Source organism: Clostridium beijerinckii (assembly GCF_008705175.1).
Classification (GTDB): Bacteria; Bacillota; Clostridia; order Clostridiales; family Clostridiaceae; genus Clostridium; species Clostridium beijerinckii.
The window spans coordinates 1,197,214-1,210,752 of record NZ_CP043998.1 but is presented as its reverse complement, the minus strand read 5'-3'; the positions used below and the strand labels follow the sequence as shown (position 1 = coordinate 1,210,752).

Here is a 13,539-nt window from a genome sequence, read left to right as displayed (position 1 = left end):
AACTTTATAATTGCAAGGAGTGATTAAATGGATTTTATAAAAGTCGCAGCTGCTTGCCCTAAAACTAGAGTTGCAGATGTTGATTATAATGTTAAAAATATTTTACAGTGCATAAATGATGCAGTAAAAAATGAAAGTAAATTCATAGTTTTCCCAGAACTTTGCTTAACAGCTTATACTTGCGGAGATTTATTTTTGCAAGAATACTTATTAAACAAAGCTTTAGATGGAATTTTTGAAATATTAGATTCTACTAAAGGCGATGATATTTTAATTGCTGTAGGTGCACCACTTATCTGTGGAAGTACTTTATACAATTGTGCTTTTCTATTATTTAAAGGAAGTGTTTTAGGAATAGTTCCTAAATCATATCTTCCAAATTACAGTGAATTCTATGAAAAAAGATGGTTCACTGAAGGTCTTTCAGTTGAGGATGAAAGAGTAGATTTACCATTCCAAAAAGATGTTCCTTTTGGAGTGAACTTAATTTTTTCATCAAGTATCGCAAACTTTGGAGTTGAAATCTGTGAAGACTTATGGGTAACAATTCCACCAAGCTCTTACCTTTCTCTTATGGGCGCTCATATAATAGGAAACCTTTCTGCATCAAATGAGCTTGTTAGCAAAATGGATTATAGAAAAAGCCTAATATCAAATCAAAGTGCTAGATCAATTTGCAGCTATATATATTCTTCTGCTGGTGTTCATGAATCTACTACAGATGTATTATTTAGTGGGCATTTATTAATAAGTGAAAATGGTTCATTATTAAAAGAAAATTACAGATTTCAAAGAGAAAATGAAGTAATATATTCTATAGTTGATGTATTCAAATTAAAGTCTGAAAGAATGAAAAACTTGAGCTTTAGAGATTCATCTAAATTTATCAATAAGAATCCTAACATGATTAAATTTGAATTTAGTGATGCTTCAATAAGCACATTTGATAGATTTGTGGATAAACATCCATTTGTGCCTTCTTACGAAAAAGAAAGAGAAGTTCGCTGCAAAGAAATATTTAATATTCAAGCTGCTGGCTTAGCAAAGAGATTAGAGCATACAGGATCAAAAAAAGCTATAGTTGGAATTTCAGGGGGATTGGATTCTACATTAGCCTTACTTGTAATAGTAAAGACTTTTGAATTGCTTGGTATTGACAAAAAGAATATAGTAACCATTACTATGCCTGGTTTCGGTACTACTGATAGGACTTACAATAATGCTATTAATTTATGTAAGGAATTAGGTACAGACCTTAGAGAAATAAATATAGTTAAAGCATCTCTTCAACATTTTGAAGATATTGGTCATGATAAAGACATTCATGATGTAACTTACGAAAATGTTCAGGCAAGAGAAAGAACCCAAATTTTAATGGATATTGCTAATAAAGAAAGAGGACTCTTAATAGGTACTGGTGATTTATCAGAGCTTGCTCTTGGCTGGTGTACATATAACGGAGATCATATGTCAATGTATTCCGTAAATCCATCTATTCCAAAAACTCTTGTAAGATATTTAGTTCAATATGTAGCTCAACATGAATCTACTGAAGTTGTACGCGATATTCTTATGGATATACTAGATACACCTGTAAGCCCTGAATTATTACCTAAGGATGCTAACGGTGAAATTGCTCAAAAAACGGAAGACATTGTAGGTCCTTATGAGCTTCATGATTTCTTCTTATATCACTTTATTAAACATGGCTCAACTAAAGAGAGAATATTCTTTTTAGCTAGGGCTGCCTTTAAAGATGATTACTCTGATGAGGAAATACAAAAATGGCTTGATAAATTTATTTTTAGATTCTTTACTCAACAATTTAAAAGAAGTGCTCTTCCTGATGGACCTAAAGTCGGAAGTATTTCTTTAAGTCCTAGAGGTGACTGGCGTATGCCATCAGATGCTAAGCCTTGGGAATAGCTAACCGAAATCATAAATATTTTTGTTCCGAAAAACTATGAAAATATCGCTGAAGGCTCTAAGTTGCAAGTTGCGCCCAATTCAGCATGCTCCCGCTTTCAGCGTGACAAGCTAAATTTGAACAACTTACAGCTAAGAGCCTTTAACAGCTTATTTTCAAATGTTTTCTACACAAAGATATATATGATTTCCAGTTGAGATATTCTCCCAAAAATTATTAAACGCAAAAATTCTCTATCTAGTTGCGTTTAATAAGTTCTTAATTGTGCTTCGCACTCTTTTTAACTGTGAAAAGATCTTAATTGCACTTCGTGCTCTTTTTATAGGTGAAATGATCTTAATTGCACTTCGTGCTCTTTTTATAGGTGAAATGATCTTAATTGCACTTCGTGCTCTTTTTATAGGTGCGTACTTTTTTTCAAATGTGTGGAAATTTTTTTTAAGTAGTGCTAAAATAGATGTTATTAAATAACAATAATAAACAATGGCAATAAGCCTTATAGATTTGGAGGAATATAAAAATGGGGAAAAAAGCTGATATAGACTGGGGTAAATTAGGATTTGATTACATAAAAACAGATCTTCGTTATATTTCAGTTTGGAAAGATGGAAAATGGGATGAAGGAAAACTTGTTGAAGACAATATGCTTAGTATAAGTGAAGCTTCTACGGTTATTCACTATGGCCAAAGTTGTTTTGAAGGGCTTAAGGCATATACAACAAAAGAAGGTAAAATTCAATTATTTAGACCTGACTTAAATGCAGATCGTATGAATGAAAGCTGTGACAAACTTCTTATGCCACATATTCCAAAAGAAAAATTTATCGATGCAGTTAAACAAGTTGTAAAGGCAAATGAAAAATATGTACCACCTTATGGAAGTGGTGCAACTCTATATATTAGACCATATTTAATGGGAGTTGGTAACAACATTGGTGTTAAACCTGCTCCAGAATATATTTTCGGTGTATTTTGTATACCAGTAGGACCTTATTTTAAAGATGGTGTATCTCCTTGCAATTATATAGTTTTAGATGATTTTGATAGAGCCGCTCCTCATGGTACTGGCGGAAATAAAGTTGGTGGTAACTATGCAGCTTCATTACAAGCTCATGCTGAAGCTGTAAAAAAAGGATTTGCTGATTGTATTTACCTAGATCCAGCTACTCATACAAAAATAGAAGAAATAGGTGCTGCGAACTTCTTTGGAATAACTAAAAATGATGAATTCGTTACTCCTAAATCACCATCTATTTTGCCAAGTATAACAAAGAGATCTCTTCTTTACATTGCTGAACATTATTTAAAGATGCCTGTTTATGAAAGAGAAGTATTTATTGATGAAATAGATCAATTTAAAGAGGCTGGTGCTTGCGGTACTGCTGCAGTAATAACTCCTATTGGTGGAATCCAACATAACGATAAATTGCATGTATTCTTTAGCGAAACTGAAGTTGGTCCTATAACTCAAAAATTATATGACTTACTTTTAGGAATTCAACTTGGTGATGTTGAAGCTCCAGAAGGCTGGATATACGAAGTAGAATAATATTTATAAAATAAATTTAAAAATAGTATGAACTTAGCAAAAATAAGTTCATACTATTTTTTTATACTCTTATGTATATATATTAATCAAATAAATATACATTATATTATAGAATATTTAGTAAACTTTTCTAGTAGATATACGAATATATAAGTAATATATTAATACTAATATTGAAGCTGAATTTATAATTTTAGGGAGGGGCTATTATATGAGTGATAACAGAATAATTTCTAGAAGTGAATATATTGTGGCTAGTGTATCTGGTGCTGCTATAGATAATAAAATAATAAAGAGACCTTATACTAACCCTCGAAATCCTTCCAATAAAAAACAAAATAATGCTAAATCTTTTGACAATACTTTGCATTCATCAGCTTCACAATCATCATCAAATGACAATTCAACGACTTTTTCAAATGAATTGGAAAATATGGCAAGATTAAAAAGTGAAGAAAACTCCAGATTAGTTCAGGCAAAGTTCAACAATAAAATAAAAGATTCTGAGACTTCTGAGAAGAATGCTACTCAAACTGAATTGCATAACAAGCTTGCTCAAGCTATGGATGTTGATGTGGATGTATCTACTATATATAAAAAAGTACAATTGCTAAATTCATTAAAAAATGAATCTAATAACTGATAAGAGGTTGCCAAAACATATGGTTTTTGGCAACCTTCTTTTATCTAAAGCTTACACTGCTGCTAGTCTATGTAAATTACTGTACTCTCCTTGTTTTTCCATTAATTCTTCATGAGTTCCTGCTTCTATTATACCTGTTTTTCCAAGTACAATAATTTCATCTGCATTCTTAATGGTAGACAATCTATGTGCAACTACTATGGTTGTCCTTCCAGCGCATAACTTTTCTAGGGATTCTTGAATTATGCGTTCTGTTGCATTATCTAGTGCCGATGTTGCTTCATCCAAAATTAATATTGGAGGATTCTTAAGAAAAACTCTTGCAATGGAAATACGCTGCTTTTGCCCACCAGATAGTTTAACACCTCTTTCGCCAATGTAAGTATCATATCCTTCTGGTAGTGTATTTATAAATTCATGAATATTAGCCATCTTAGCGGCTCTTAGTAATTCTTCTTCAGTTGCATCTGTCTTTCCAAACAGTATATTATCTCTTATAGTTCCTGTAAATAAGAAAACTTCTTGCTGAACTATTCCAATATTCTCTCTAAGAGAATCTAATTTAACATCATAAATACTCTTATTATCTATTAAAATATCTCCACTATCAACTTCATAAAATCTTGGGATAAGATTACAAAATGTTGTTTTACCTCCACCAGAAGCTCCTACTAATGCCAACATCTTTCCTTTACTTATTTTAATAGAAATATTTTTTAAAACTTCTTTTCCTTCATAACTAAAATTAACATCTTTAAATTCTATTTCACCTTGAACATTTTCAAGTTCAGTCGCATTTACTTTGTCTTTTTCTTTATCTTGACTCATTATTTCTATATATCTTTGGAAACCTGTAATTCCATTTTGAAATTGTTCCATAAAATCAATAAGTTTCTTTATTGGGGTCATAAAGATTTTTATAAACAGCATATATGCCATAAAATCTCCAATGTTTATAAGTCCAATAAGTGTAAATATTCCTCCCCCTATTAAACCTACGTAACTTAGCACGTCCATTCCAAATCCTGCACCTGAAGAATATTCTGCCATTACTTTGTATGCTCTTTCTCTGGCATTGATGAATCTTTTATTTCCTTTTTCAAATTTTTCTTCTTCGGCTTCGTGACTTACAAATGCTTTTGATATTTTTATTCCTGAAATACTATTTTCAAGATTTGCATTGACTGCTCCTGTTTCTACTTTAGTTTCAAGAAAAGCTTTATTCATCTTCTTTCTCTCATATAAAGTAAACCATACTATAAATGGTATGAATGCAAATATTAAAACTGTAAGAGGTATATTTATTGTACACAATATTATAAATGAACCTATAAGCATAACTATTGATATAAATAAATCTTCTGGCCCATGATGAGCAAGCTCTGAAATATCCATTAAGTCATTAATAATTCTAGACATTATATCTCCTGTTTTATTATTATCAAAGAAGCTATTAGGTAATTTTTGAAGGTGCTTAAATATATGTCTTCTCATATCACCCTGCATTCTAACACCTACAACATGTCCCCAATACTGCATGAAATATCCACATGCAGCCTTGATTCCAAAAATTATAAGTAATGCTATGGCAAATACAATAATTGTCCTTAAATCTTTATTAGGAATCGATTCATTTACTAGATCCCTTGTCATAACTGGATATACTAAATCGCATAAAGATGCGATAAGTGCTACTACTAAATCTAAAATAAATAATAATTTATACGGTTTATAAAATGAAATAAATTTTTTTATCATTTAAAATCTCCTTCCTCTAATGAATAAAATTCATATGGCTTGTATATACTTTAATATAATACATAATTTTCCAATTGTAAGGTGGTGAATAACTTTTATGAAAAAGCTATTTTATTTTGTAAGCTTCTGCTTAGCGATTCTATTGCCTTTATTTTCACTAAATATCATAGCAAGTAAATCTGATCCAGATTATTTTTTTCCATTAATCTTTATTTGCTTAGGCCTTTGTGATACATTACTTGGCATTAATTTATTAAATGCAAACAAAAAATTTTTAGGTATTTCCAGTTTTGTAATAGCAAGTTTCTTATTCGTTTTAGTTGGAAGCAAAATTTGTATATATAATTAAAAATGTGTACTAGTAGTGCATTCCTACTATATAACTTTTATATTATATTTAAAATTTCTTCCTTACATTTATCTAAATTCTCAATAAATGTTCCTGCTATTTTAACTGGTCTATTGTTAAATACTATTATATTCCCTCGGAAATATATAGCTTCATCTAGATCATGAGTAACCAATATAACCATTCTTTTTTCTTTGTCTAATAAATTTTTAAATTCATCAATTATGGCATATTTCAACTTATAATCTAAAGATTTAAAAGGCTCATCCATTAAAATGACCTTTGATGGCTTTCCAAATGCTCTTGCTATATTAACTCTTTGTCTCATTCCTCCGCTAAGTGCATTTGGATATTTGTTTTTTGTATCGTAAATTCCAACTAAATTTAATACTTCATCAATTCTATTCTCCAAATCAGAATCCTTGAAATATTTTTCTAATGCAATTTCCAAGTTTTCTTTAACAGTAAGCCACTCAATTAACCTATCTTCTTGAAATATATAGCTTATATCACTTAATGAAACGCCACTTATCTCTCCACTTTGAACATCTATTAGACCTGCTATAATGTCTAATAGAGTACTCTTTCCACACCCAGATTTTCCTATTATACAATTTATCTTATCGTCGTAAAAATCTATGTTGAAATTCTCAAAAATTTTCTCAGTTCCATATGACTTATTTAGATTTTTAATACTTATATTCATTTGGACCACCTATATGTTCTTTTCCTTAACAACTTATTTAAAAACTCTAAAACTAGAGATACAATGACAATAATTACAATCCATGCAAAAATCCCTGGAGTATTAAAATTAACTTTTTCTACCTGTATCTGTGATCCTATCCCAAACTTTGGCTGCCCGTATACTTCTCCTGCAATTACAACTTTAAAAGTCAATGAAAATGTCGATACAAAGATGCTCATAAAATAAAATTTCATAGTTGGAATATAGATCTTTTTGACCTTGTTTTTTAGGCTCACTTCATATATCTTCGTCATATCGATTATTTTTTTATCTATTTGCAAAAGGTTATTCCGTATACCTTCATAAAGGATTGGAAAAATGATAGCAAATCCTGCAACAAATGGTGTACTATCCTTATCAAACCACACCAATGAAAGAACTACTAACACCATAGTTGGAATTGTCTTGCTAAATGAATTTACAGGCTCCATTAAATACTTGAAAAAGGGATACACTATTGCGAGCACCCCTAAAATCATTGAAAAAATCAAAGCTAATACATAACTAGTCGTAGTCCTGTAAAAACTGCTAAAAATTATCTTTAACGAATTTTTATCACCAAAAATATTCTTAATAGCTTCTAATACTTGTTCTAATCTTGGAATATATATGTCATTATTTATTATTACTGCAATTAGCTGCCATATCCCTATGAAAAATATACATGATAGTAAAGTATATAATCTACTTTTCCATGAATATTTCATCATTTGGTATACTTCCTCCTATTGTTTTTGGATCAAATTCATTTAATTTTTTAAAATAAGTTTCATATTCTTTATAACAATCCTTTATTCCTACGTATTTTATATTTGACCTATCAATAGCTTTCACTACTATTGGCTTCTTTGCCGAAACTCCTATTTCTTCGCAATAATCTCCAACAGTTTCTTTATTATTATATATCCACTCTTCTGAATCTTTAACTTGTTTTAAAAGTTCTAAAACAAATTCCTTATCATTTTCTAACAATTCCTTCTTAACTATAATTGTTGATTGAGGATATCCATATTGAGAGTCGTTTAATTTTTTCCATTCTTCATTTAAATTTAGCATTACATTAAACTTATCATTTTTACTCTGAACTGTTGATAAAGCTGGTTCTGGAATTACTGCATATTCTGACTTTCCAGATAAAATTATTGGTGCAAGCTCATTTACTGTATTCACATAACTAAAATTAATTTCTTTATCTACATCAATACCTTTTTCTTTAAGTATTGTTCTTGCAATTATATCAGGCGTTAATCCCTTCCCAATATTGTAAACTTCTTTTCCTTTTAAATCTTCAACGCTTTGATTTTGATTAGTTGTACCTATATAAAACGATCCAAATCCAACTGTTCCTGCTATTTTATATTCCTTGTTCTTATTAAACACAGTTGCCGCCACGTTTGAAGGAACAATTGCAATATCTGGCTCACTCTTCATAACGCTTGTAACTAAGCTGTCAGAGTTTTGCTCAATAGTATAATTAACATTGTATCCAGATTTAATTTCCGGTTTTTCTTTTATAAGTTTAGCTACTGCTATAGCTGTAAGCCCATCTGGTGTTACAAAGCTAATATCTTTTGTTGATTTCTTATTATCTTCAGATTTGCTTTGATTTGAGCTACTGTCACAACCTGCAAATGTAAAAACACACAATATCATGATTAAAAATAATGATACCTTTTTTTTCATTCTAATTCCCCCTAAAAAATATTAATATCTAAATTAAGAATTAAATCAAAATACTTAATAGTAATATTAATTAATTGATATTCACTATTAATTATAATAACATATTAAAATTGAAATACCAAATCTGTATGGATATCCAACTTTAAAACTGTGATAACTTACCGAAATCATAAATATTTTGTTCCGAAAAGCTATGAAAATATCGCTGAAGATTCTAAGCCGCAGATTTCACCACTTTAGCATGCTCCCACTTTCAGTGTGACAAGCTAAAGCGGAACAATCTACAACTAAGAATCTTAGCAGCTCATTTTCAAATGTTTTCTCCACAAATATATTTATGATTTCTGGTGAATATATGAACTTAAAGTTCTAGCAACCTTGTAAATATGTTCATCTAATAACTCCAATTTTTGATTGGATATCTATATAGATGCCCCGATTATAAGTTAGATTGATACTATGAAATATATCTCAACTAGAAATAAGAATTATGCTTTTGTAACCACAAGGGTCATAATATGAAATGTTTCATTAGGAATTTGATGGTTTTGATTCTTAGATTAAAAGTTGTTCCAAGTATGCTAGTTCAAAGCTCGCCTTTGAGGCTAGCATCTTGGGTGCAACTTGTGATCTTAGAATCATCCATCATAATTCCCTTAGAAACTGGAACAATAGCATAATCCTTATTTCGGCGAGACATATGCATAAGTTCAGGTCTTAATTAGGGTATCCATATATAATTTCAATAAAGATTAAAAACGACAAAAGAACATGTAGAATAATTATTAAACATGTTCTAATATATTTCTATTTATAAAAAATATACATTTATGTACTTACTGAGATTAGATTTCCACATTCCCATCTTGATTGAACGATTAACTTAATAGCCTTGTAAATGTGAATATGTTATTGCAACACATATATCATTTATTATCTATATATATCAACAATCATCCCTTGAATTTCATCAATTGTTGACGCTATATTTATATTATCTTTTTCATCAGAAAGGAGTGCTTTTGTTAATTCTTCAAGTTTTCCATCAACAGTATCAACCGTTACGAAATACTGAGTCTGCCAAAAGCTAATATCTTTTTTAGTCTCATACATGAACTTTAGTATCGATTCTAAATATTCTTTTATCATCTTTTTATACATAACCACATCAACATAAGTCTTAGTAGTTACTAGTCTGTTGCCCCTTTTTTTTATGTCATCTATCATTTTTTTGAGTTGTTCTTCTGATTTTTTATGTCTTTCCTGACTAAAACTTTGGGAAAAATCTTTTTTTTCAGAAATAATTTTTCTCTCAGAAGTTACAGTCCCTCTTCGCACTCTACCAATCTCCATGTATATTCAATCCTTTCCTAACTCAAAAATAAAGTTTATCTAAAAGTTTAAAACTCTAAAAATAGCTAATTACGCTCTATTGTATATATGTTGCAATTCACAATTACAGCTAAAATTCTTGCAATATCTTTAAAATTATGATGAAGAATTATTTTTGCAATATATATATTTAATTAATTATATCAAAATCCAGTTATTTTCTCTACTTAATATTTGATTTTGATATGTATATTTCATTTTTTCCCATGTATATAAATTCATTAAACCTCTAATATATATATGTATATACTAAATTATGAATGGAGTGATGTTATCCATGTGGTTTGATGCACCTTCACAAGAAGTTCTGCAAAAATTAAATGTTAATCCTGATGTTGGGCTTTCCGAATCAGAGGCAAAAGATCGCCTTGAAAAATATGGAGAAAACAAATTAGCTTCTCAAAGTAAAAAGAGCCTTTGGCAGCTATTCTTATCTCAAATAAACGATGTTATGATTTATATACTTTTAGTTGCAGCAATTATTTCTGCATTTATGCACGAATATAGTGACACAATTGTAATACTGCTTGTAATTTTAATAAATGCTCTAATAGGAGTGTTTCAAGAATCTAAGGCAGAGAAATCTCTCGAAGCATTAAAAAAATTATCTACCCCAAAAGCTATAGTTAAGCGAGAAGGTATTATAAAAGAAATACCTTCTGAAGAAGTTGTTGTGGGTGATATTATTATACTAGATGCTGGAAGATATCTCCCTGCTGATTTACGATTAATTGAAAGTGCTAATTTAAAAATAGATGAATCAGCATTTACTGGTGAATCTGTCCCTGCTGAAAAAGATAGTAATGTTACCCTTGCAAATGGCAATATACCTATAGGTGATATGATAAATATGGCCTTTATGTCAACTTTAGTGACTTACGGCCGCGGAACTGGTGTTGTTGTAAATACTGGAATGAATACACAAATAGGAAAAATAGCTGATATGCTAAATAAAGAAGAAGATAATACGACTCCATTGCAGCGAAGACTTGCATCTCTTGGAAAAACTTTAGGCTTTGGAGCTGTAGGTATTTGTATATTGATCTTTGTCATATCAATGTTTCAAGGACGAGATTGGTTCGAAATGCTTTTAACTGCTATAAGCTTAGCTGTTGCTGCAATTCCTGAGGGCCTTCCAGCAATTGTTGCAATAGTACTAGCAATGGGTGTACAGCGAATGATAAAGCAAAATTCTATAGTAAAAAAACTTCCAGCCGTTGAAACTTTAGGATCTGTTAATATAATATGTTCTGATAAAACTGGAACCTTAACTCTAAATGTAATGACAATAAAAAAATGCTGCATAAATAATAAACTTGTATCTATTAATGATTGCGATCTAGGTGATAATGATACAAAATTGTTGTTTGAAGGAATGATTTTATGCAATGATGCTACTTCAAAAGATGGTAGTAAAACAGGAGATCCTACTGAAATTGCTTTGCTTGATGCTGGAATCAAGTATGACTTATATAAAGAAGATTTAAGCACAGATCACTCAAGGGTTGATGAAATTCCTTTTGACTCAGATAGAAAGCTAATGACTACTGTAAATAAATACGATTCACATTTTAAAGTTTTCACCAAAGGAGCTATTGATAATTTACTTAAACTTTCAAACAAAATCTTATTAGATGGAGAAATAATTGATTTCACACAAGAAAAAAAGGATGAAATCCTAAAAATATCTAATCTAATGTCTGACGAAGCCTTAAGAGTCCTCGGTTTAAGCTATAAAGACATAAAGGATGAAAGCGTCAGCATAGATTCTCTCGAAAAAGATTTAACTTTCGTAGGATTAATGGGAATGATAGATCCTCCTAGAGAGGAAGTTAAACCATCAATTGCTTTATGTAAGCAAGCTGGAATAACTCCTATTATGATAACTGGAGATCATAAAAATACTGCTTTTGCAATTGCTAGTGAACTTGGAATTGCAAATAGTATAAATGAATGCATGACTGGAGCTGAAATTGATAGCTATAGCGATGAAGAATTTAATAAAATAGTTAACAATTATAAGGTATTTGCTAGAGTTTCTCCAGAAAATAAAGTTAAGATTGTAAAAGCATTTAAATTCCATGGGAATATTGTATCTATGACTGGTGATGGCGTTAACGACGCTCCATCTTTAAAGGCTGCTGATATAGGTGTTGCTATGGGTATTACAGGGACTGACGTCGCTAAAGGTGCTGCTGATATGATTTTAACTGACGACAACTTTACCACAATAGTCAAAGCTGTAGAGGAAGGAAGAAATATTTATGCAAATATAAGAAAAGCTATAATATTCTTATTGTCCTGTAACTTGGGTGAAATAGTTTCTTTGTTTGTAGCTATTCTATTAAATTTTGATCCACCATTATTACCAATTCATATTTTATGGGTGAATTTAATAACAGACAGTTTTCCTGCTCTTTCTCTTGGTATAGATCCAAAGGATCCAAGCGTAATGGAGCATCCACCTAGAAATCCAAAAGAATCACTTTTTGCAGAACACATGGGGTTATTTCTGGCTTTAAATGGTGTACTAATTGGTGGTGTAACATTAGCTGCTTTTCTTCTTGGTGAAAGATTGTATATGAGCTCCCTAGTTCATGCTCAAACTTTAGCTTTTGTAGTTTTAAGTTTTTCCCAATTATTTTTTTCACTCTCTATGCGAAGCAGAGAAAAATCTCTTTTAAAGGTTGGACTCTTCACAAACAAATATTTATTGCTATCAATTCTACTTGGTATGTGTATTCAATTTTTAATAATTATAATTCCATTCTTCGCTGATGTATTTAATGTATTTATTTTAAGTGCCAGAGATTGGCTTCTAGTAATATGTATTTCTTTAATCCCATTCTTGCTTAATGAAATATTTAAGTTAATTAAATATCATAGATAAGCATAAGGTAATTAAAATATTACATTTATTACAATATTTTAATGATCAATTTTTATGAATATTGACAAACTTTTTTTATCTTTTTAATTATAGTTGAAACAAGATAATATCTATAGTACAATCTATCATATAAAAGGGATTTAGGAGGTATTAAAATGATAATAAAATGTATAGATAATGATCTTTGTTCAACTTTAACTTTAAATAAGGAATATGTGGTCATAGAAGAAGCACCTGAATATTATGTAATTATTGATGATAAAAATGATGAAACAACTTGCAGAAAATCAAGATTTGAAATTATTGAAGATGGTGGTTTAACTAAGAAAGCTAAAGCTACTATTACAGAATTAACTTATCAATTAGAAAATGATTTTAAAGACATAAAACAATTTTCAATTAGAAAAAATTCAAAAGGTGAAATTAAAGAAATATCTGTAAAGTTCAAATATATCTAGAAAAAAGTTCTGCTGGAAGGCAGAACTTTTTTAATTCACAATTCACAATTCACAATTCACAATTCACAATTCACAATTCACAATTCACAATTCACAATTCACAATTCACAATTAAAGATTAAATTTTTAGATATATATTTTT

General features: G+C 30.0%; 11 protein-coding genes. 6 read left to right on the top strand and 5 right to left on the bottom strand.

Annotated elements, in window-relative coordinates; translation table 11 throughout:
- Positions 1-27 precede the first annotated feature (27 nt).
- The 3 genes from F3K33_RS05475 (at position 28) to F3K33_RS05465 (ending at position 4,119) form a co-directional block, all read left to right on the top strand.
- Entirely contained in the window at positions 28-1,926 is a 1,899-nt protein-coding gene (locus F3K33_RS05475; protein WP_039770451.1) for an NAD(+) synthase, read from the top strand.
- Between the two features lie 521 nt (positions 1,927-2,447).
- Positions 2,448-3,476: a branched-chain amino acid aminotransferase gene (locus F3K33_RS05470; RefSeq protein WP_011968386.1), complete on the top strand. Its 1,029-nt coding sequence runs from the start codon at positions 2,448-2,450 to the stop codon at positions 3,474-3,476.
- A 211-nt stretch (positions 3,477-3,687) separates the two neighbouring features.
- Positions 3,688-4,119, top strand: coding sequence for a hypothetical protein (locus F3K33_RS05465; RefSeq protein ID WP_039770455.1), 432 nt, complete (start codon positions 3,688-3,690; stop codon positions 4,117-4,119).
- Positions 4,120-4,170: 51 nt separating this feature from the next.
- Here F3K33_RS05465 and F3K33_RS05460 read toward each other — a convergent pair whose 3' ends face one another.
- On the bottom strand, positions 4,171-5,877 hold the full coding sequence (locus tag F3K33_RS05460; protein ID WP_039770457.1) for an ABC transporter ATP-binding protein: 1,707 nt from the start codon (positions 5,875-5,877) through the stop codon (positions 4,171-4,173).
- A gap of 97 nt (positions 5,878-5,974) precedes the next feature.
- Here F3K33_RS05460 and F3K33_RS05455 point away from each other — a divergent pair, with 97 nt between their 5' ends.
- Positions 5,975-6,226 carry a hypothetical protein gene (locus tag F3K33_RS05455; protein ID WP_017212760.1) on the top strand — a complete coding sequence of 84 codons (252 nt, stop codon included), beginning with the start codon at positions 5,975-5,977 and terminating at the stop codon, positions 6,224-6,226.
- 37 nt (positions 6,227-6,263) lie between these two features.
- Here the strand turns inward: F3K33_RS05455 and F3K33_RS05450 are convergent, their stop codons facing one another.
- From F3K33_RS05450 to F3K33_RS05435, 4 genes are all read right to left on the bottom strand, one after another.
- Positions 6,264-6,932 carry an ATP-binding cassette domain-containing protein gene (locus tag F3K33_RS05450; RefSeq protein ID WP_011968383.1) on the bottom strand — a complete coding sequence of 223 codons (669 nt, stop codon included), beginning with the start codon at positions 6,930-6,932 and terminating at the stop codon, positions 6,264-6,266.
- On the bottom strand, positions 6,929-7,684 hold the full coding sequence (locus F3K33_RS05445; RefSeq protein ID WP_023973470.1) for an ABC transporter permease: 756 nt from the start codon (positions 7,682-7,684) through the stop codon (positions 6,929-6,931). Before F3K33_RS05445 ends, F3K33_RS05450 begins: the two co-directional genes overlap by 4 nt.
- Complete coding sequence (locus F3K33_RS05440) at positions 7,659-8,657, bottom strand: ABC transporter substrate-binding protein (RefSeq protein WP_039770459.1); 999 nt, start codon at positions 8,655-8,657, stop codon at positions 7,659-7,661. Before F3K33_RS05440 ends, F3K33_RS05445 begins: the two co-directional genes overlap by 26 nt.
- Before the next feature lie 933 nt (positions 8,658-9,590).
- Positions 9,591-10,010 (bottom strand): YaaR family protein, encoded by a 420-nt coding sequence (locus F3K33_RS05435; protein ID WP_011968380.1) that lies wholly within the window; start codon positions 10,008-10,010, stop codon positions 9,591-9,593.
- 316 nt (positions 10,011-10,326) lie between these two features.
- Here F3K33_RS05435 and F3K33_RS05430 point away from each other — a divergent pair, with 316 nt between their 5' ends.
- Together F3K33_RS05430 and F3K33_RS05425 are read left to right on the top strand one after the other, a co-directional pair.
- Positions 10,327-12,939, top strand: coding sequence for a calcium-translocating P-type ATPase, PMCA-type (locus F3K33_RS05430; RefSeq protein WP_039770461.1), 2,613 nt, complete (start codon positions 10,327-10,329; stop codon positions 12,937-12,939).
- A 155-nt stretch (positions 12,940-13,094) separates the two neighbouring features.
- A complete protein-coding gene (locus F3K33_RS05425; RefSeq protein ID WP_011968378.1) occupies positions 13,095-13,397 on the top strand; it encodes a hypothetical protein in 303 nt (100 codons plus the stop codon).
- Positions 13,398-13,539 lie beyond the last annotated feature (142 nt).

Coding starts and splice junctions, on each gene's coding strand:
- F3K33_RS05475 (WP_039770451.1), top strand. CDS start 28: ATGGATTTTATAAAAGTCGCAGCTGCTTGCCCTAAAACTAGAGTTGCA.
- F3K33_RS05470 (WP_011968386.1), top strand. CDS start 2,448: ATGGGGAAAAAAGCTGATATAGACTGGGGTAAATTAGGATTTGATTAC.
- F3K33_RS05465 (WP_039770455.1), top strand. CDS start 3,688: ATGAGTGATAACAGAATAATTTCTAGAAGTGAATATATTGTGGCTAGT.
- F3K33_RS05460 (WP_039770457.1), bottom strand. CDS start 5,877: ATGATAAAAAAATTTATTTCATTTTATAAACCGTATAAATTATTATTT.
- F3K33_RS05455 (WP_017212760.1), top strand. CDS start 5,975: ATGAAAAAGCTATTTTATTTTGTAAGCTTCTGCTTAGCGATTCTATTG.
- F3K33_RS05450 (WP_011968383.1), bottom strand. CDS start 6,932: ATGAATATAAGTATTAAAAATCTAAATAAGTCATATGGAACTGAGAAA.
- F3K33_RS05445 (WP_023973470.1), bottom strand. CDS start 7,684: ATGATGAAATATTCATGGAAAAGTAGATTATATACTTTACTATCATGT.
- F3K33_RS05440 (WP_039770459.1), bottom strand. CDS start 8,657: ATGAAAAAAAAGGTATCATTATTTTTAATCATGATATTGTGTGTTTTT.
- F3K33_RS05435 (WP_011968380.1), bottom strand. CDS start 10,010: ATGGAGATTGGTAGAGTGCGAAGAGGGACTGTAACTTCTGAGAGAAAA.
- F3K33_RS05430 (WP_039770461.1), top strand. CDS start 10,327: ATGTGGTTTGATGCACCTTCACAAGAAGTTCTGCAAAAATTAAATGTT.
- F3K33_RS05425 (WP_011968378.1), top strand. CDS start 13,095: ATGATAATAAAATGTATAGATAATGATCTTTGTTCAACTTTAACTTTA.